Source organism: Xenorhabdus ehlersii, from assembly GCF_003610465.1.
Classification (GTDB): Bacteria; Pseudomonadota; Gammaproteobacteria; order Enterobacterales; family Enterobacteriaceae; genus Xenorhabdus; species Xenorhabdus ehlersii.
Window position 1 is genome coordinate 108,931 of sequence record NZ_RAQI01000004.1, and the last position, 19,738, is coordinate 128,668.

Below are 19,738 nucleotides of genomic sequence, written 5' to 3' on the forward strand. Positions count from 1 at the left end.
AATCGGAAGATAAACAAAAACCTCTGTCCCTGGTCGGGGCAGAGGTTTTTTGGGATTAAAACCCGCAATTACCTGTCAGGATTATTTTTTAGCAGCGCGTTCAAAAGAAGACAGGATCTCAGCTTTAGCGGCTTCAGCATTATCCCAGCCTTCAACTTTAACCCACTTGCCTTTTTCCAGATCTTTGTAGTGCTCGAAGAAGTGAGTGATTTGGGCACGCAGCAGTTCTGGCAGATCGTTCACATCTTTGATGTGATCGTATTCTTTGCTCAGTTTGGTATGAGGAACAGCGACCAGTTTTGCATCTTCACCGGATTCGTCAGTCATTTTCAGGACACCCACTGGACGGCAGCGGATCACAGAACCTGGCTGCAATGGGTAGGGTGTTGGCACCAATACGTCAACTGGGTCACCATCGAGAGACAGGGTATGGTTGATGTAGCCGTAGTTACATGGGTAGAACATCGCGGTTGACATGAAACGGTCTACAAACAGGGCACCAGACTCTTTGTCTACTTCATATTTGATGGGATCGGCATTTGCTGGGATCTCAATGATGACATAAATATCTTCAGGCAGCTCTTTGCCAGCCGGTACATTATTCAGGCTCATAAAACGGTTTCCTTCAATGTTAAACCAAAATGGAGTGCGGGGTATTATAGCCAAAACAGGCCAAAATTCCTCGGATTTTTCGGTGGTTGGCGGTGGCTTAAAAGCATAATAAAAAAGCACAGACTCAAGTTTAATTGAGTCTGTGCTGATTTATATTAAGCGTAGTTTAATATGGCGAAACTTGTCCATAACCATCAACGCGTATTATACAAAGGAGCATTGACGAAGGGGCAGATAGACTTGCCTTTTTAGCTTCCCTTGTATCGTAGTCATATCCATAATAAAGTCCTCCCTCTGATGGAGTATATATTTTCATTATATTAGTCCCGGCCGTGTGATTCCGCAGATATTGCAATCCAAAGTCAGGGAAATGCGTTTTGTCATATTCATAACTAATTGACGTCAGAGTCGTCGTTTGCGGAGTTGCTCCTATATCAGTCAGGTTCGGTGTGACAGCGTTCTGACCATTGATATTATCCTTGCCAGTCCAATCCACATCCTGACAGTCTGGAGAGCCATTCAAGAGAACAGTCTTCGAACTCGGATTATTGGGATCAGGATGTTCAGGAATAAGTAGGTATCTCCGTGGGTTGAAGGTATAGTAATAACTAGATTTTACTCCCGTGTCCATAACTGTTTTGGTGAGTGTCACTGTTACCGGCCATTGCTCAATGGAGAAACTATCTCGGGGGAATGTTATCTCTCCTGAGTATAGATCTACTTTCACCAAGTTAGGATTGGAAGATTTGATACTTGATGGACTGTTCGAAGTCTGTGTACCACCTGAGCGGTTAATTGCCGTGTAATCATACAACTGTGTTCCATCCTGCGCCAGTTGAATAACCAGATCTCCATGTACGTTATAAGGTCTTCCCTGCTCAGCAATATATTTCGTAACATTTGAACCTTTCGCACCCATCAGAATTCCCACTGGTATTGGGATAGGATCGAAGCTTACCGGTACGGATTGTATGCTATTTGTATCATTTTCACTGGCTGCATCTGGCATTAGTTTGAAATAAAGTCCATCTATACCGACAAGACTTGACATAGAGAGAGTCACATAACCCTCGTTATCGGTGGTTGGATTTGTAGGAATCTCAAGTTTAATTTCTTCTACAGGCGGAATGATATTAGAAGCAGCATTCATTATTTCCGCTTTAAGTTTAACAAGAGACTGATTTTTAAGAGGGAGTTTGCTTTCTGCGTCAATGACTGGCACCTTATAGGTATAGCGCTCTTTTCCGCCAGCGGTTAATGGCCCTACAGGTGATTGCGATATTGCACCGAATGCAAACTTCAAGCTTTTTGGTGTAACAAAATCGAGTGGCTTAGAGAAGCTTTGATGTTTGTCATTAATCAACACCTCAACTTTAGCACCTTTCACTACCTGGGTACTGGTCACAATCGCTTTGATTTTACCCTCCTGATCAGAGGAATTCTCATAGCCAGGTGCGGGCTTAACCGATAATCCCGGTAGATCAGCAGGCTCGGTACTCCATTGTAAGTTCATATCCATTTTTTTATTGATGGGATTGCCATTGAGATCGAACACAGTCGCAGTCACAATGATTGGTTTGCGTTCCGTTGCCTCATAAGGCCCTTTTTGGTCGAACACAAAATCTTTGGCCTGAATAGCATCACTAAGATTAGTGAAATAAAATGGCTTATCGCCTTTTATCTCCAATTTAGGTTGCTCATCCATTGACAGATAAATCTTTGTTTTCGGATTAATCGGTTGAGTACTGCTCAACATGGCAGTTAGCTGGCCTGCATCATTAGTCATGCCTGCTGAGTCCCAGGTTAATGTTGCATGTTTATCTGGTGGATCGAGGCTCCATTTTACGTTCGATATCGCCTTGTTTTTAATTGGCGGGTTGTTTTTATTGCCATAGGTGATTGTAGCTGCCAGCTCATAAGCCGGTTTGCCATTGGAAATTATAGGGCCTGTGCCACTTGGCTTGATGCTTTGGTCTTTAATGGCAAAAGGCTCAACAACCACGTTCATGTAAGATGTCATGGGCTTATTGTTACCCGTGACTTCAGAAACAGCAGACAGGGTATAGCTGTTTATCCCCTTGGCAGAATATTTCGGCAGGTCCAGTTCAACAGATCTGCCATGAGGTGTGATAGCTCCCCCGTTTTTACGGAACTCTTCATTAGCCTGCCATGATAGTTTCTTCAGTTTGTGCTCAGCGGTAATATTAGGGGTGATTTGAACATGTTGGGCACTATATCCGCTTAATGTATTTGGCAAAGCAAGGTTGAACACGGGTTTTTTCTTGTAGTCCAGCACGATGTGGTTGTTTCTTTGCACGATATCATAACGGCTTCCCGTTAGTGTGCGCATAGCAGCAACACTATTCGGTGAAATTTGATCCGCAAAAGGCATACCAAAACGATAATTCAGATTGGCCTGGAAGAGAGCCTCACTGTGTCCACTGCTTCCGAGCTTATAATCCACACCCATTGTCATCAGTGGAATCGGGGTGTAATTTAGGCCAAGTCGGGCAAGGTTAGGGTTTTTTTGCTTGGTTTTCCGATTGAACAGGGCAACGTTATCGCCAAAGTACTGCTCATAACTCAACTTACCCCCAAGGTTTGGATAAGCTGGTAAGAAAAATTCACCATTGATATCGTAGCCGTTGGCTGGCCGTTCTTCATATTCCAGCTCTTTGGGGGATTGGCGCCATTTGCTCAAGCGCCAGTAAGTGTTGGCAGACAATTTAATATAATCGGTCCAAATTTCCCCACCAACCCCCAACCGTTGATGTTGTCCCGTGAAATCATTGTCAAGGAAGGTATTTAAACCATACATCCAATTGGGTGTGAAATAACGTCCACCAAGGCCGAGGTTTAGGGTATTGCGGCTATCGTGTCGGCGATAACCTAACTGAGAGAAAAATAGCCAATCCGCTTTATTGTCATAGAGAGGTAACAGTAGATCCAAGGAGCTGCTATCCAGTTTTCCTTTTTTATCGACGGAAAGATTAATATTGGCTGTACCAAATCTGGATAACCATTTTTGCGTTTCCGTGGATATCGCACCATTGATTTTCCCCAAAGCGTAGGATTTTGCCTGTTCGGTTAATTGAGATGGGGAAGAGGATAAAATATTACTCACCCTATGGATATTTTGTGCGATGACTCCTGCTTCTTTATCGAGAGCAGTTTGCTTATCTTGCGCCTGATTGGCGTTCTTTTCATTTTCTGATCCTGGTAAGGACATTCTATTCTCTTGAATTTTTTCACCCGCTGCAAGCGCACTCGTAGGAGTAAAGGGTAAAAAAAGCGAATACACGAGTATAGAAAGCCGAAAAACTTTATGATTTATATACGAGTCCATATATGAATTCCTCATAAAATATGGGCTGTCGCCAGCGCTTTAGCGTTACACCTTTGATGTTCCAAATTTCAGTTTTATTGGGTATAGCTATCTCATTAATATAAAAAAGATAATATTTCCCATACCTACATACATTAGGAAAACTTTTATTGTTATGCGTAATGAAAAATAATTATCGATTGATAGAAAAAAGTTATCAGTTTATTGCCACTGAAATTGGGTTTCATTTTTTAAAAAGTTTTTCATGTAAGAGCGGTGTTTTTTTCAGGAATGACTATGGCGTATCAGTGAGAATATATAATTAAATGGTTGCAAGCTTAATAAGCCTGTGGTTTGGAAAATAAATGGAATAAGAGGTGGAAACCCACCTCTTTAAATTATGGCTTAATAATACTGCTTATTGATCAGGAAACTCGGCCATAAAACTTTCGGCTTTTTCTACCATAGATTTGGTGCCGACAAAAAAAGGTACTCGTTGGTGCAGTTTATTTGGCACGATATCTAGAATACGGTTTGCTCCATCGCTGGCTTTACCACCGGCTTGCTCAGCCAGGAGTGCGATTGGGTTGCACTCATAAAGTAAGCGGAGTTTGCCCGTTGGATGGCTTGCCGTACTTGGGTAGATATAGATCCCACCTTTTAATAAATTGCGGTGGAAATCCGCAACCAGAGAACCGATATAACGGGTTGTGTAAGGGCGCTGGGTTGCTTCGTCTTGTTCCTGACAATATTTGATGTATTTTTTCACGCCCATTGGAAACTTGATGTAGTTCCCTTCATTGATAGAGTACATATTGCCCTTTGCTGGGAATTGGACTTTCTCATGGGTCAGACAGAATACACCGAGGGAAGGATCATAAGTAAAAGTATGGACACCACAGCCTGTTGTATAAACCAACATTGTAGATGAACCATAAACCACATAACCCGCTGCAACCTGACGATTGCCCGGTTGCAGGAAATCTTCTTCGGTTACAGGTTGCCCGATCGGGGTGACTCGATGGTAAATTGAGAAAATAGTCCCGACGGAAACGTTTACATCAATATTCGAAGAACCATCCAGTGGATCCATCAAAACAACATACTTCGCATTTTCTGCTCGGTCGCCATCAAAAATAACGATGTCGTCTTCCTCTTCGGAAGCAATGCCTGCAACTTCGCCGCGTGCTTTCAGTGCTGCCTTGAGTTTTTCATTGGCATACAAATCCAGTTTCATCTGGACTTCACCCTGAACATTAGATACACCACTTGTGCCTAAAATATCCACCAGACCGGCTTTATTGATATCTCTATGGATGATTTTGGCACCTAACTTTATGGCAGACAGTAGTGCAGTCAGTTCACCTGTAGCATGCGGAAAATCTTGCTGCTTTTCGACGATGAATTCGCCCAATGTTTTCATGACAAAGGCCTTGAATTGGTTGTGGTTTTAGGAAGCGTGCTTCACTTATGTGTTGCACTTATGTGCCGCACTTAGGCGCGGGCAGTTTAGCTAAAGAATCCAATGATTCATAGGTTATTGCATTTTTAATCTCTGATTTGAGGGTTAAAATAGTGATACAGTTCATGAATCAGGTAGAAATAAATGCGTATTCATATTCTTGGCATTTGCGGTACTTTCATGGGTGGGCTGGCGATCCTCGCTCGCGCACAGGGGCATGAAGTGACTGGCTCTGATGCCAATGTATATCCCCCAATGAGCACTTTGCTGGAAAAACAGGGCATTGAGCTGACCCAAGGGTACGATCCGGCACAGCTCGATCCTGCTCCAGATATGGTGATCATTGGTAATGCCATGACACGTGGTAATCCCTGCGTAGAAGCCGTGCTGGATCGAGGCATTCCTTATACTTCTGGCCCGCAATGGTTGCATGATCATATATTGCCGGAGCGTTGGGTATTGGCTGTCGCTGGAACTCACGGCAAAACAACGACAGCGGGTATGGTGGCCTGGATCTTGGAAGAGTGTGGCTATAAACCAGGATTCCTGATTGGTGGTGTGCCAGGGAATTTTGAAGTTTCAGCACACATCGGTGAAAGCCCATTTTTTGTGATTGAAGCTGATGAATATGACTGTGCCTTCTTTGACAAGCGTTCGAAATTTGTCCACTACAGTCCCCGCACACTGGTCATGAACAATCTTGAGTTTGATCATGCCGACATTTTCGAAAATTTGGGCGCTATTCAAAAACAGTTCCACCATCTCGTCAGGGTTGTGCCGAGTACCGGCAAGATCATTGTTCCTGATAATGATATTAATTTGAAGCAGGTGCTTTCAATGGGATGTTGGAGTGAATTGGAACAGATCGGAGAAAGCGGTCATTGGCAGGCGAAGAAAGCTAGCCAGGATAGCAGCCACTACCAGGTATTCCATCGGGGTGAGCAGGTTGGGGAAGTGAAGTGGTCATTGGTTGGTGAGCACAATATGCATAATGGTTTGATCGCAATTGCGGCAGCCCATCATGTGGGCGTTCAACCTGCGGATGCCTGTCAGGCATTATGCCAATTTATTAACGCCCGTCGTCGCCTTGAATTGCGCGGCGAAGTCAATGGCATCTCGGTGTATGATGATTTTGCCCATCATCCAACGGCTATCTTAGCCACACTGGAGGCGTTGAGAAGTAAAGTGGGCGGTATGGCTCGTATTCTTGCCGTACTGGAACCGCGTTCGAATACCATGAAACTGGGAATGAGCAAAAATGATATTGCTCCTTCTTTGGGGCGCGCCGATGAAGTTTTTCTCTATCAACCCACCAATATTCCGTGGCAGGTGGTTGAAATTGCTGAACAGTGTATTCAGCCCGCTCGTTGGAGTGGAGATATTGATACGTTGGTTAAAATGATTGTAGAAACGGCCCAGCCCAGTGACCATATTCTGCTTATGAGCAATGGTGGATTTGGCGGTATTCACGAAAAACTACTGGCTGCATTGACGAAAAAAATAAGCGCGGATTAATCAATATTTTCTTATATTTCGGTCTGCCATACGCATATTTTGATTAGATTGGCATACGGCAGACCTGAAAAAATTAAAGTTCTTGTTCAAACAGGTGGAGAATTGCTTCGTAAAGTTGTTTTGTCGTAAAGTTTTGCGCTGGAGTGGAAAAAATAGTGTCATCCCCTGCAATGCTGCCAAGGATCCCTTCTGCTTTCCCCAATGAATCTAATAGGCGGGCAATTAACTGTGCTGCGCCAGGGCTAGTTCGTATGACGACAATGCTGTGATTATAATCGACATCTAATACCAGATTTTTTAATGGGCTGGTGGCAGTGGGAACGCCCAATTCTGCAGGTAAGCAGTAAACCATTTCCATTTTTGCATTACGGGTTCGGACAGCACCAAATTTCGTCAGCATTCTGGAAACTTTAGATTGGTTGATATTTTCAAACCCCTGCTCTTGAAGTGCCAAAACAATTTCACCTTGAGAGCTGAATTTTTCTTCTTTCAATAATGCCTTGAAAGCTTTTACCAAATCTTCCTGTTTCGAAGGAACACGCATATTTCACCATCGTTGAATCCGTTATCAGGCGGACATTATGCGAAAGAGTGAATTTTTATTCAAGAAAGAGAAGAATAAACTAACATACAGGGCATAATTGTATATTTTCCAATATCTCCCTATTCATAATCTGAGGATTAATATCATTTAATTCCTGTGCATTTTCTTTCCGTCAGATTAAGCATAGTAAATGCATTGTTAATTAAATGGTGTTGTTTGACCTGAAAGGGAAGAGTAAGGTAATCAGTTAATTGATGAAGAATACGGTTGAAATAATTCTTAAAAAAGTGTCCATTATCTCATTAACAGATAAGCGTTTTGTTTAGAATAAAACAACTTTGGTGTTCCATCATCAGGCTATTAAGTGGATAATCTGGCTGTTAACAGATTGTTTTTAATACGTAGTGTTTACAGTACTTAATTTAAGGAGTATCAGGATGAAAGTTGCAGTTCTCGGCGCAGCCGGTGGTATTGGTCAGGCACTTGCCCTTCTACTCAAGACCCAGCTTCCTTCAGGTTCAGAACTTTCCTTGTATGACATTGCTCCGGTGACCCCAGGCGTGGCAACCGATCTGAGCCATATTCCAACGGAAGTTAAAGTCACTGGTTTTGCTGGTGAAGATGCAACCCCTGCCTTGGTAGGTGCAGATGTCGTATTGATTTCTGCGGGTGTGGCGCGTAAACCTGGTATGGATCGCTCCGATTTGTTCAATATCAATGCGGGTATCATTCGTAATCTGGTTCAGCAGGTTGCTAAAACTTGCCCAAAAGCATTAATTGGCATTATTACCAACCCAGTCAATACCACTGTAGCGATTGCTGCTGAAGTACTGAAAAAAGAAGGGGTGTACGATAAGAACCGCCTGTTTGGTGTCACAACCCTGGATATCATTCGTTCCAACACCTTTGTTGCTGAGCTGAAAGGCAAGAAAGTAGAAGAAATAGAAGTTCCTGTTATTGGCGGGCACTCTGGTGTGACCATTCTGCCTCTGCTGTCGCAAATTCCAGGTGTTAGCTTCACTGATGAAGAAATTGAAGCATTGACCAAGCGTATCCAGAATGCGGGCACTGAGGTTGTTGAAGCGAAAGCGGGTGGTGGCTCTGCAACACTGTCTATGGGACAAGCAGCGGCTCGTTTGGGGCTGTCACTGCTCCGTGGCTTGCAAGGCGAAAGCAATGTTGTTGAGTGCAGCTATGTTGAAGGTGATGGCAAATATGCCCGTTTCTTTGCGCAGCCTGTTCGCTTAGGTAAAAATGGTATCGAAGAACGTTTAGATATTGGCAAGTTGAGTGACTTCGAACAGAAAGCATTGGATAACATGCTGGATGTTTTGAAGAAAGATATTGAATTAGGCGAGAAGTTTATTAACGGCTAATTCATTTATTAATGATTTATTAATATACGAATTAAGTTAAATATATTAAATAACTAAAACCGCTAGTTATTTCTAACTAGCGGTTTTCCTTTCAATAGTTATATTGATAACTAATTATTCTTTTTCTCTCTAACTTTCCTTTCCAATAGTTCTCCTGTATGGGGATCGAAATAGCGGCTTGGCCATATTTCAGACGGATGTAGTTCTAAGTAATTCGCTATTATCCATTCTCCCTTGGGCCACGGGCGAGAAAGTGTATTCGCCAAAGTAGATGAACTCAGTCCCGCCGCGCGAGAAACGGCAGCTAATGTCGTTCCTCGTTTACGTAAAGCGGCAATAATATCAGCAGGATGCCAATCCGATTTCATAGAAATCATTTTTTTAATCCTTTTCTATTAAATTAGAAGCCACATTAGTGGTATAACTAAAGCGTTAATGTGAAATTAATAACGAACACGAACCTGTTATTAAGAAATTAAAATAACATTATTTTTTCTAAAAATGTTTCTAATTTTTTCTTAATAACTTCTTTTTTGAACTTGGTTACAAAAATAGAGAAACATTATGAAAAAAGAGTGGTATACGGCAATGGAGTTGACCGGTGTAGGTGAGTTGCCTAGATCACCACAAGGAGTTAATGCCAGGGCAAAACGTGAAGAATGGTTGAGGCAAAAACGGTCAGGTGTCCAGGGAAGGGCGATTGAATACCATTACTCTTGTTTTCCTAAATCAACGTTAGAAGCTTTGGAGCTTCATGAAACACCAACGGAATATCAGGTTCAGAAACAAGATCCTTTATCCATTTGGGTAAGTGCATTTAATTTACTCACCGAGGAAGAGAAGGAGGTCATTACCGAAGTGATATTACGAGATGGCATAAGAAGTTTTTTGGAAAAAATCATAGCTACTTGAGGCAGCTTTTAAAAAGCCAAGTGCTTAAAATTTGGCTTTCCCGTCACTGCTCCAGTATCAAGCGAGGAGAAAGAGATGAAAAAAGAGTGGTATTCTGCAAAAGAACTCATCGGCCTCGCAGGGCTGCCATCGTCTCCCCAAGGGGTCAATCTGATGGCAAGACGCGAGGGCTGGGAACAACGCCGTAAGCGTGGCGTACAGGGAAAAGCACTCGAATATAATGTCAACAGTTTGCCCGAAGAAGTCGTGAATGTACTGACGGTCAGTGAAAATTCGGTCGAATACTACCGTAATAAGCGACAGGATCCATTTATGATCTGGGTAGAGGCTTATTACCAGTTGAGCAAATCCGAAAGAGAACGAATGGTTAAATTTATTTTGAGAAAAGGGCTAGCCAGCCTTGTCCAATATGTCGGTATTCAAGATATTGATAATAAAGACAGCGCCCTAGATTGAGTTATCTGGGGCACTAATTGATTCAGTTTAGGAAAGTCGCTGTACAGCGACATGGGCCAATCCCTCAAGAGCCGCCTTGTATGGAGAGTCTTCCAGTGACTGCAATGCTGAAATTGCCTTATCAGCTTCTTCTTCTGCCCGCTGGCGGGTATATTTGAGTGAACCGCATTGTTTCATCGTTGCCAGGACGGTATCCAGCAAATGGCGGCCATTACCTTGTTCAATGGCACCTCGTATCAGAGTGGATTGTTCCGGTGTTCCGTGGTTCATAGCGTGCAAAAGAGGTAATGTTGGTTTGCCTTCGTTCAAGTCATCCCCTGTATTCTTACCAAGCGTATTGTTATCCGAGTCATAATCCAGCAGATCATCAATTAATTGAAATGCAGTTCCTAGATAACGACCATAATCACGTAGTGCTATTTCTTGCTCAGGAGTGGCGTTGGCGAGAATGGCAGCTGAATGCGCAGCGACTTCAAACAGGCGGGCGGTTTTACTGTAAATGACTCTCATATAGTCATCTTCGGAAATATTCGGATCATTGCAGTTCATCAACTGCATGACCTCTCCTTCAGCAATGACATTGGTAGCGTCAGACATCAATTTTAATACGCGCATGGAATCGAGATCGGTCATCATTTGAAATGAGCGCGTATAGATAAAATCACCTACAAGGACACTGGCAGCGTTACCATAAATAGAGTTGGCTGTCGCCTTACCTCGGCGCATATCAGATTCATCAACGACATCGTCATGCAGCAGCGTTGCTGTGTGGATAAATTCAATCAAAGCAGCAACTTTGATGTGTTTTGCGTTTTGGCAATGAAGGGCTTTACCTGCCAGTACGGCAATCATTGGTCGAATGCGCTTGCCACCGCCGCTGATGATGTAGTAACCAAGTTGGTTGATCAGCGCAACGTCAGAATTTAATTGGTTAAGAATGGTTTCATTAACCGCTGCCATATCATCAGCGGTGAGTTTAATTATCGATTCTAAATTCATGTTTTGGCTTTGGACTCTGATTCAGAGCTGTGCTCATTAATTAGCATATCAATAGATATCAAGATATATCGATTGTACTTGAAAAACCGTTCAAATAAATGACAATTGAAAAACTCTGTTTTTTTCTCATCTGTTCTAATTCTGCACTTGTCTTCCAAGTGGTTTTTGCGTAGAATTCGCGCCCTATTGTGAATATTTTATAGCGCGCTCTGGAAAGCATTTTTAGGGGGTGCGCGGAAAGCGGAGTTTATATGTACGCAGTTTTCCAAAGTGGTGGTAAACAACACCGAGTAAGCGAAGGCCAAACAATTCGCTTGGAAAAGCTGGACATCGCAACAGGTGAAACTGTTGAGTTTGACCAGGTACTGATGGTCGCTAACGGCGAAGACATCAAAATCGGCGCTCCAGTAGTTGAAGGCGTTAAAGTTAAAGCTGAAGTCGTAGCTCACGGTCGTGGCGAGAAAGTTAAAATTGTTAAGTTTCGTCGTCGTAAACACAGCCGTAAGCAGCAGGGCCACCGTCAGTGGTTCACCGATGTTAAGATCACTGGCATCGCTTAAGATTTAGGAGAGCAGATTAATGGCACACAAAAAGGCTGGCGGCTCGACTCGTAACGGTCGCGATTCTGAAAGCAAACGTCTGGGTGTAAAACGCTTTGGTGGTGAGTCTGTTTTGGCAGGTAGCATCATCGTTCGTCAACGTGGTACTAAATTCCACGCAGGCAACAACGTAGGTTGTGGCCGTGACCACACCCTGTTCGCATTAGCTGACGGGAAAGTTAAGTTCGAAGTTAAAGGTCCAAAAAACCGTAAATTTATCAGCATCGAAGCTGAATAAGTTTTTTGCATCTTGATCGAATCAGAAGCCCTGCAATGTGTGTTGCGGGGCTTTTTATTATTTTGGATTACGCCATCTCTGGGTACTAGCTGCCATCCAGCTTTACAGTGGCTATCCTACGGAGAAAAGTGATGAAATTTGTAGATGAAGCCAGGATTCTGGTTGTAGCGGGAGATGGTGGCAATGGTTGCGTCAGCTTCCGTCGTGAGAAATATATTCCCAAAGGTGGGCCGGACGGCGGCGATGGTGGTGATGGTGGTGATGTCTACCTGCTGGCAGATGAAAACCTCAATACACTGATTGATTACCGTTTTGAAAAATCCTTCCGTGCTGAACGTGGTCAGAATGGACAAAGCCGTGATTGTACGGGTAAACGTGGTCAGGACATTACGATTAAGGTTCCAGTCGGAACTCGTGTACGTGATGTTGCCACGGGCGAAGTGCTTGGGGATATGCTGCGCCATGAACAGCGTTTTATGGTAGCAAAAGGAGGCTTCCACGGCCTTGGCAATACCCGTTTTAAATCTTCGGTGAACCGTGCTCCTCGTCAAAGAACGATGGGAACTCCCGGAGAAAGTCGTGAGCTGATGTTGGAACTGATGCTGCTGGCTGATGTGGGAATGCTGGGGATGCCAAATGCAGGCAAATCCACCTTTATTCGTGCTGTATCGGCAGCAAAACCGAAAGTTGCTGATTATCCATTTACAACCTTGGTGCCAAGCCTTGGTGTTGTGCGTATGGATAACGAGCAAAGTTTTGTCGTCGCAGATATCCCTGGTCTGATTGAAGGTGCATCAGAAGGCGCTGGATTGGGTATTCGTTTCTTGAAGCATTTGGAACGCTGCCGCGTATTGTTGCATTTGATTGATCTCTGCCCAATCGATGAATCCGATCCAGTCGAAAATGCCCGTATCATCATCAAAGAGCTGCATAATTACAGTGAAAAACTGGCAGAAAAACCGCGTTGGTTGGTCTTTAATAAAGTCGATCTCATCGATGCAGAAGAGGCTAAGCAGCGGGCAAAAGCTATCGCTGATGAATTGGGTTGGGAAGGCGATTATTACATGATCTCAGCCGTGAATCGTCAGGGCGTGAAAGAGCTTTGCTGGGACATTATGGAGTTCATGAAGACGCAGCCTCGTAGTATGGAAACGTCGGAAGAGTCCCAACCGGAAAAAGTTGAATTTATGTGGGATGACTACCATAAAGAGCAGTTACAGCAAGCATCTGACGACGAAGATTTGGATGATGACTGGGACGAAGAAGATGACGAAGGCGTTGAGTTTATTTATAAACGCTAATCTTCATGTGGTCATTCGAATATAACAAAAGGGCGTTGTATTGGCGCCCTTTTTTCTTTTTGGCCAAGCTCTTCTTAGTCACTGAGCCAGCTCAGTGACTTTGATATAACGATTTATATAAATTGTGCTCAAAACGCGATAACGGAACACGACGGGCTCGTTGATCTTCTGGCGGAACAGAGTATGCAGAGACAAACTGGACAAAAGCAATTTGTTGTCCACTGGCAGCAGTCATAAACCCTGCGAGGTTATAAACACCTTGTAATGATCCTGTTTTGGCAAAGACTTTACCATCAAGCCCCGCTTCATGCAGGCCAGAGCGATAAGCCAACGTGCCATCATATCCCGCTTTGGGTAACATGGAGATGAAGTCCAGTTCATCATTGTGCTGAGCAATAAATTGCAATATCTCCATCATGGTTGTGGGGGCGATTAAATTGTGGCGTGAAAGGCCAGAACCATCCACCATGACAGTATTGTCCAAATCAATGCCTGCTTTCTGTTTAAGAATCTGGCGGACTGCATCGGAACCTGCCCGCCATGTCCCTGGAACGTTGAAATAGCGGTGGCCGAGGGTACGAAAGAGGGTATCCGCAATCATGTTATCTGATTTTTTCAACATGATTTCGAGCATCTTATTTAATGGCACAGATTGATTTACGGCGAGGATCTTTTCTGGTTGTTTGGGAGCCGACTGGAGACGTATATGGCCTTTTAACTCAATACCGGCAATATTCAGTTCATTCTTCAGGAGCTTGCCGGCATAACTAGGCCCATTTTGGACAGCAAATGCCAATGGTAGTGGTTCATCGCGTTGTGTCAGACAGCCTGTGAGGGTATATCGATTCAAATCACCCGATGTAACATCAAATTCACAATATTTTGCTTCTGGTGAACCCTTAGCCAAGGTTTTGACTTCACTCAGTACATTAACAGGGTAAAAAGAGGGCACACGGACAAATGCCAGTTCGCCAGGTTGTTCTGCGCTGTAGAGTGAAACAGAAAAGCAGTTTTTATCCACGATTGCTGCTGATGGAGGGGCGCTGAAACACTGGGTCATATCGTTCCATATCCAGCCTGGTGCTTTATCGTGGCTGGAGAAAATCGAAATATCTATGACAAGGTCTCCATCAATCTGTTTTATACCAGATTGTTTTAGGGTTTCGGCCATAGTGCGCAGTTGTGAACGTGTCAGCATGGGATCACCGACAAAGCGAGCCGTTAAGTTACCTTCTAATACGCCATCTGAAAGATTAGCATCACTTTCCAGTGTTGTGATAAAACGGTAATCCTTACCAAGTTGCAATAGCGCTGCTAATGCTGTCACAATTTTCTGCGTACTGGCAGGTAAAGCCATTTGTTGCCCGTGATAATCAATTAAAGGATTTATTGCCCCAACGGTTTGGGCAATAAATGAAAAATGAGCTCCCGTAGGTAAATATTGGGCGCTTTTCTCAATAGAAGAGATATCAGAAGAGGCATTTGCACTGAAGATGCTCAGGCTCAAACTGAGCATACACGCTATTCTGCTGGGAATTTTTAAAAGAGCCATAGATCTCGCATATGAAGGTGATGTATTCCATGAATATTTGTATTAATGATACTAAGGTGCTGTTTAAAGGCAAAGTAAACGATGATCCATCACCAACTCTACGTTAGAATGATAGATTGACAGGTAAGTATGCCTGTGGACTTCAGATTGTGCTGAATTACACTTCTTTTTATTAAGTATCTGTAAGCCTGCCTGATAAGGTGTGCTCATTGTGCTGTTATTAAAAAATGTGCTGTTATTACAAAAAATCAGGAAGATGTTGTTTGGGCTTAGGATTAATTTAGAGGTTGAATAAATGAAACAAATTCCGATGACGGTACGTGGCGCGGATAAATTGCGCGAAGAATTAGAACATTTGAAAAATGTACGTCGGCCTCAAATTATTGCCGCAATCGCTGAAGCGCGTGAGCACGGTGATTTGAAAGAAAACGCGGAATATCATGCCGCTCGTGAGCAGCAGGGTTTCTGTGAAGGCCGTATTCAGGAAATTGAGGCTAAACTTTCCAATGCACAGGTGATTGATGTCACGAAAATGACCAACAATGGCCGAGTGATTTTTGGGGCAACGGTAACGGTACTGAACTTGGATTCTGATGAAGAACAGACCTACCGTATCGTCGGTGATGATGAAGCCAATATTAAAGAAAATCTTCTTTCAGTGAATTCACCGATTGCCCGAGGCCTGATTGGTAAAGAAGTAGATGATGTTGTTGTCATCTCCACGCCTGGCGGTCAAGTGGAATTCGAAGTTTTGAACGTGGATTATGTTTAATACACCATGATCAAAGAAAAAGGCCAGCTTTTGGCCTTTTTTCTCATAGTAAATAAATTAATATGGCACTTTTGTATAAATATGCCGTGATTATTTAGGTAGACTAATCTTGCGTTCTTCCGATGGACGGTAGAGAACTAACATTTTGCCAATGATTTGCACGTTATGTGCACCCGTTTCACGAACAATCGCTTCAGCGATCAAAGTTTTTATTTCGCGGTCTTCGCCTGCAACTTTGACTTTGATAAGCTCGTGATGCGAAAGAGTTTGTTCGATTTCAGCCAACACACCTTCGGTCAACCCATTGTTACCGATCATTACGACAGGCTTTAATGAATGGGCGAGACTTTTCAGGTATTGGATTTGTTTCTTGTTAAGAGTCATCGTTTTTTTGCTTAGTTGGGATTGAAAACGATATATTCTACCGCCATCTCATATCTATCACCATAAAAGTGTGGTGTGGTTTGATAAGAGAACGCAAAAAATAAGGCGCCTTATTAGTAGAGTTGGAAAGAACAATGGCCAATAAAAAACGCTCAGCAAGCTCAAGTCGCTGGTTACAGGAACATTTTAGTGATAAATATGTTCTCCAGGCGCAGAAAAAAGGGCTTCGCTCTCGCGCTTGGTTTAAACTTGATGAGATACAGCAAAGCGACAAAATCTTTAAACCGGGCATGACCGTTGTTGATTTAGGCGCTGCTCCTGGTGGGTGGTCTCAGTATGTAGTGAGTCAGATTGGTAATAGTGGGCGAGTCATTGCTTGCGATCTTTTGCCGATGGATCCGATAGTTGGAGTTGATTTCCTTCAAGGAGACTTTCGTGATGAGCTGGTATTGAAAACATTACTTGAGAGAGTTGGTGATAATAAAGTCCAGGTCGTCATGTCGGATATGGCTCCTAATATGAGTGGAACCCCCGCGGTCGATATTCCCCGATCCATGTATCTGGTTGAGTTAGCGTTGGATATGTGTCGTGATGTGCTGGCCCCTGGGGGTAGTTTTATCGTCAAAGTATTTCAGGGAGAGGGCTTTGATGAATACCTGAGGGAAATACGCTCCCTTTTTGCGAAGGTAAAAGTTCGTAAACCAGAATCTTCGCGGGCACGATCACGTGAAGTATACATTGTAGCGACAGGGCGGAAAGTATAGTACCCTGACTACTATTTGTTAACACAGTTGTAATATGAGGTTAATCCCTTGAGTGACATGGCGAAAAACCTGATTCTCTGGTTAGTCATCGCAGTTGTCTTGATGTTATTGTTCCAGAGTTTTGGTCCCGGCGATTCTAGTGGTCGTAGGGTTGATTACTCTAATTTCATCAATGAGATATCGCAGAATCAAGTAAGCGAAGTACGTATTTCGGGTCGTGACATTGATTTCACTAAGAAAGACAACAGTGGAAAATACAGCACTTATATGCCAATTCAGGATGAAAAGTTGCTGGATACCCTACTCAATAAGCAGGTAAAAGTTGTTGGTGAACCACCAGAACAGCAAGGCCTGTTGGCGACCCTCTTTATTTCATGGTTCCCAATGTTACTGCTCATTGGCGTCTGGATCTTCTTTATGCGCCAAATGCAAGGCGGTGGTGGTAAGGGGGCGATGTCTTTTGGTAAAAGCAAAGCCCGTATGTTGACTGAAGATCAGATCAAAACCACGTTTGCCGATGTTGCTGGTTGTGATGAAGCAAAAGAAGAAGTGGGCGAATTGGTTGAATATCTGCGTGAACCTGGCCGTTTCCAAAAACTGGGTGGTAAGATCCCGAAAGGCATCCTGATGGTTGGCCCTCCAGGTACGGGTAAGACATTGTTGGCTAAAGCTATTGCTGGCGAAGCGAAAGTCCCTTTCTTCACTATCTCTGGTTCTGATTTCGTTGAAATGTTCGTTGGTGTTGGTGCTTCCCGTGTTCGTGATATGTTTGAACAGGCAAAAAAAGCTGCACCGTGCATCATCTTTATTGACGAAATTGATGCAGTCGGTCGTCAGCGTGGTGCTGGTCTGGGTGGCGGACATGATGAACGTGAACAGACGCTGAACCAAATGCTGGTTGAAATGGATGGCTTTGAAGGTAACGAAGGCATTATTGTTATCGCAGCGACTAACCGTCCTGATGTTCTCGATCCAGCTTTGTTACGTCCTGGCCGTTTTGACCGTCAGGTCGTTGTTGGCCTGCCAGATGTTCGTGGCCGTGAGCAAATCCTGAAAGTTCATATGCGTCGCATTCCTCTGGATACTGATATTGATGCATCGGTCATTGCTCGTGGTACACCAGGTTTCTCTGGTGCGGATTTGGCTAACCTTGTGAATGAAGCTGCTTTGTTTGCCGCTCGCGGTAACAAGCGCGTTGTTTCTATGGTTGAGTTCGAAAAAGCCAAAGATAAGATCATGATGGGGGCAGAACGCCGTTCAATGGTTATGACGGAGGAACAGAAAGAATCCACCGCATACCATGAAGCAGGGCATGCCATTATTGGTCGTTTGGTTCCAGAACACGATCCCGTGCATAAAGTGACGATTATCCCGCGTGGCCGTGCGTTGGGTGTGACGTTCTTCTTACCAGAGGGCGATCAGATCAGTGCAAGCCGTCAGAAGTTGGAGAGCCAAATTTCAACCTTATACGGTGGCCGGTTAGCGGAAGAAATTATCTATGGTGTAGATAATGTTTCTACCGGTGCGTCCAACGATATTAAAGTGGCGACATCTATTGCACGTAACATGGTGACACAGTGGGGTTTCTCAGAAAAACTGGGGCCATTGCTGTATGCGGAAGAAGAGGGTGAAGTTTTCCTCGGTCGTTCGGTTGCTAAAGCAAAACATATGTCTGAAGACACCGCGCGTTTAATCGATCAGGAAGTGAAGGCCATCATCGATCGTAACTATTTACGTGCGCGTCAGATTCTGATGGATAATATGGATATTCTTCATTCAATGAAAGATGCATTGATGAAGTATGAAACCATTGATGCTCCTCAGATTGATGATCTGATGAATCGTACAACAGTACGTCCACCGGCAGGTTGGGAAGGAGATAAGAATAGCGGTAATAGTAATAACCGTCATAACACCCCATCTCAGCAGCAAACGTCAAAGCCTGCGGATGGTAACCCAACCGCATAACGTGGCTAACAACCCTATATTAAACCCCAGGCTTGTCCTGGGGTTTTGACATTAAGGCACCTAGCGATGAAACTGACAGCCAGAGGCAGCGTCCTTGATCTTTCCTGCCCACAAGTAATGGGCATTTTGAATGTCACTCCCGATTCCTTCTCTGATGGTGGAATCCATAATACTTTTGATTCGGTATTGAAACATGCTGCTGAGATGATCAAAGAGGGAGCAACAATTATTGATGTGGGAGGAGAATCGACTCGTCCTGGAGCGAATGAAGTAAGTGAACAGGAAGAGCTGGATCGTGTTATTCCGGTGATTGAGGTACTGGCACAGCGCTTTGATATCTGGATCTCTGTTGATACCTCAAAAGCTGCTGTTATGCGGGAATCAGCCAAGGCAGGAGCGCATATTATCAATGACGTCCGTGCGTTGCAGGAATCTGGAGCACTTGAAGCGGCAGCACAAAGTGGTTTGCCAATTTGCTTGATGCATATGCAGGGACAACCTCGCACCATGCAAACAGAACCTCACTATGAAGATGTTGTATCGGAAGTAAAAACCTTCCTGATACAGCAAATTGAGCGTTGTGTTGCGGCGGGTATCGCGAAAAATAACCTGATTCTTGATCCGGGTTTCGGTTTTGGTAAGAACTTATCGCATAATTATCAGTTATTGGCTCACTTGCAAGAATTTCATCATTTGGGATTCCCTATTCTGGCGGGGATGTCACGCAAGTCCATGATTGGTCAATTACTTGATGTGCCACCGCAGCAGCGTGTGGCAGGAAGCGTTGCTTGTGCTGTGATTGCAGCCATGAAAGGTGCCCAGATTATCCGTGTACATGATGTAAAAGAAACCGTTCAGGCAATGCAAGTTGTTCATGCAACGCTATCTGAAAAGAATCCATGTTCATAGAATATATAGTTTGTAAAATACACCGTTTGTAAAGAACATGATGTCAGCAA

Annotated in this window: 19 protein-coding genes; 11 read left to right on the forward strand and 8 right to left on the reverse strand. The window is 43.8% G+C overall.

Annotation, left to right across the window (positions count from 1 at the left end):
* Window positions 1–81: 81 nt before the first annotated feature.
* The 3 genes from ppa to fbp all read right to left on the reverse strand — a co-directional run bounded on the left by ppa (window position 82) and on the right by fbp (window position 5,360).
* Window positions 82–612: an inorganic diphosphatase gene (ppa, locus tag BDE27_RS13415; protein ID WP_099132646.1), complete on the reverse strand. Its 531-nt coding sequence runs from the start codon at window positions 610–612 to the stop codon at window positions 82–84.
* Window positions 613–778: 166 nt separating this feature from the next.
* Complete coding sequence (locus BDE27_RS13420) at window positions 779–3,841, reverse strand: inverse autotransporter beta domain-containing protein (RefSeq protein ID WP_167450607.1); 3,063 nt, start codon at window positions 3,839–3,841, stop codon at window positions 779–781.
* A 514-nt stretch (window positions 3,842–4,355) separates the two neighbouring features.
* Window positions 4,356–5,360, reverse strand: coding sequence for a class 1 fructose-bisphosphatase (gene fbp, locus BDE27_RS13425; protein ID WP_099132644.1), 1,005 nt, complete (start codon window positions 5,358–5,360; stop codon window positions 4,356–4,358).
* 183 nt (window positions 5,361–5,543) lie between these two features.
* Between fbp and mpl the strand changes: the two genes are divergently transcribed.
* On the forward strand, window positions 5,544–6,914 hold the full coding sequence (gene mpl, locus BDE27_RS13430) for a UDP-N-acetylmuramate:L-alanyl-gamma-D-glutamyl-meso-diaminopimelate ligase (RefSeq protein ID WP_099132643.1): 1,371 nt from the start codon (window positions 5,544–5,546) through the stop codon (window positions 6,912–6,914).
* Between the two features lie 73 nt (window positions 6,915–6,987).
* Here the strand turns inward: mpl and argR are convergent, their stop codons facing one another.
* Window positions 6,988–7,458, reverse strand: a complete 471-nt coding sequence (gene argR, locus BDE27_RS13435; protein WP_099132642.1) for a transcriptional regulator ArgR — start codon at window positions 7,456–7,458, stop codon at window positions 6,988–6,990.
* 437 nt (window positions 7,459–7,895) lie between these two features.
* Between argR and mdh the strand changes: the two genes are divergently transcribed.
* Window positions 7,896–8,834 (forward strand): malate dehydrogenase, encoded by a 939-nt coding sequence (mdh, locus tag BDE27_RS13440; protein ID WP_099132641.1) that lies wholly within the window; start codon window positions 7,896–7,898, stop codon window positions 8,832–8,834.
* A gap of 110 nt (window positions 8,835–8,944) precedes the next feature.
* Here mdh and BDE27_RS13445 read toward each other — a convergent pair whose 3' ends face one another.
* Window positions 8,945–9,211, reverse strand: a complete 267-nt coding sequence (locus BDE27_RS13445; protein WP_099132640.1) for a helix-turn-helix domain-containing protein — start codon at window positions 9,209–9,211, stop codon at window positions 8,945–8,947.
* Window positions 9,212–9,398: 187 nt separating this feature from the next.
* Between BDE27_RS13445 and BDE27_RS13450 the strand changes: the two genes are divergently transcribed.
* Entirely contained in the window at window positions 9,399–9,746 is a 348-nt protein-coding gene (locus tag BDE27_RS13450; protein WP_099132639.1) for a DNA-binding protein, read from the forward strand.
* 75 nt (window positions 9,747–9,821) lie between these two features.
* Complete coding sequence (locus BDE27_RS13455; RefSeq protein WP_099117221.1) at window positions 9,822–10,202, forward strand: DNA-binding protein; 381 nt, start codon at window positions 9,822–9,824, stop codon at window positions 10,200–10,202.
* Window positions 10,203–10,229: 27 nt separating this feature from the next.
* Here BDE27_RS13455 and ispB read toward each other — a convergent pair whose 3' ends face one another.
* Window positions 10,230–11,201 carry an octaprenyl diphosphate synthase gene (gene ispB, locus BDE27_RS13460; protein ID WP_099132638.1) on the reverse strand — a complete coding sequence of 324 codons (972 nt, stop codon included), beginning with the start codon at window positions 11,199–11,201 and terminating at the stop codon, window positions 10,230–10,232.
* A 251-nt stretch (window positions 11,202–11,452) separates the two neighbouring features.
* On the opposite strand from ispB, the gene rplU reads away from it, so the two are divergent.
* From rplU to cgtA, 3 genes are all read left to right on the forward strand, one after another.
* Complete coding sequence (gene rplU, locus BDE27_RS13465; protein ID WP_045968299.1) at window positions 11,453–11,761, forward strand: 50S ribosomal protein L21; 309 nt, start codon at window positions 11,453–11,455, stop codon at window positions 11,759–11,761.
* 19 nt (window positions 11,762–11,780) lie between these two features.
* On the forward strand, window positions 11,781–12,038 hold the full coding sequence (gene rpmA / locus BDE27_RS13470; protein ID WP_011148617.1) for a 50S ribosomal protein L27: 258 nt from the start codon (window positions 11,781–11,783) through the stop codon (window positions 12,036–12,038).
* A 131-nt stretch (window positions 12,039–12,169) separates the two neighbouring features.
* A complete protein-coding gene (gene cgtA, locus BDE27_RS13475; protein ID WP_099132637.1) occupies window positions 12,170–13,339 on the forward strand; it encodes an Obg family GTPase CgtA in 1,170 nt (389 codons plus the stop codon).
* 91 nt (window positions 13,340–13,430) lie between these two features.
* Here cgtA and dacB read toward each other — a convergent pair whose 3' ends face one another.
* Window positions 13,431–14,891 carry a serine-type D-Ala-D-Ala carboxypeptidase gene (gene dacB / locus BDE27_RS13480; RefSeq protein WP_099132636.1) on the reverse strand — a complete coding sequence of 487 codons (1,461 nt, stop codon included), beginning with the start codon at window positions 14,889–14,891 and terminating at the stop codon, window positions 13,431–13,433.
* Between the two features lie 295 nt (window positions 14,892–15,186).
* Here dacB and greA point away from each other — a divergent pair, with 295 nt between their 5' ends.
* The gene (gene greA, locus BDE27_RS13485; protein ID WP_099132635.1) at window positions 15,187–15,663 is read left to right on the forward strand and encodes a transcription elongation factor GreA; all 477 of its coding nucleotides are present in this window, start codon (window positions 15,187–15,189) and stop codon (window positions 15,661–15,663) included.
* A gap of 90 nt (window positions 15,664–15,753) precedes the next feature.
* On the opposite strand, the gene yhbY is transcribed toward greA, so the two are convergent.
* The gene (yhbY, locus tag BDE27_RS13490; protein ID WP_047766250.1) at window positions 15,754–16,047 is read right to left on the reverse strand and encodes a ribosome assembly RNA-binding protein YhbY; all 294 of its coding nucleotides are present in this window, start codon (window positions 16,045–16,047) and stop codon (window positions 15,754–15,756) included.
* A 134-nt stretch (window positions 16,048–16,181) separates the two neighbouring features.
* On the opposite strand from yhbY, the gene rlmE reads away from it, so the two are divergent.
* From rlmE to folP, 3 genes are all read left to right on the forward strand, one after another.
* Window positions 16,182–16,811 carry a 23S rRNA (uridine(2552)-2'-O)-methyltransferase RlmE gene (gene rlmE, locus BDE27_RS13495; RefSeq protein WP_074019936.1) on the forward strand — a complete coding sequence of 210 codons (630 nt, stop codon included), beginning with the start codon at window positions 16,182–16,184 and terminating at the stop codon, window positions 16,809–16,811.
* Window positions 16,812–16,859: 48 nt separating this feature from the next.
* Window positions 16,860–18,779: an ATP-dependent zinc metalloprotease FtsH gene (gene ftsH / locus BDE27_RS13500; protein WP_099132634.1), complete on the forward strand. Its 1,920-nt coding sequence runs from the start codon at window positions 16,860–16,862 to the stop codon at window positions 18,777–18,779.
* Between the two features lie 66 nt (window positions 18,780–18,845).
* Entirely contained in the window at window positions 18,846–19,688 is an 843-nt protein-coding gene (gene folP, locus BDE27_RS13505; protein ID WP_099132633.1) for a dihydropteroate synthase, read from the forward strand.
* The last annotated feature ends 50 nt before the right edge of the window (window positions 19,689–19,738 follow it).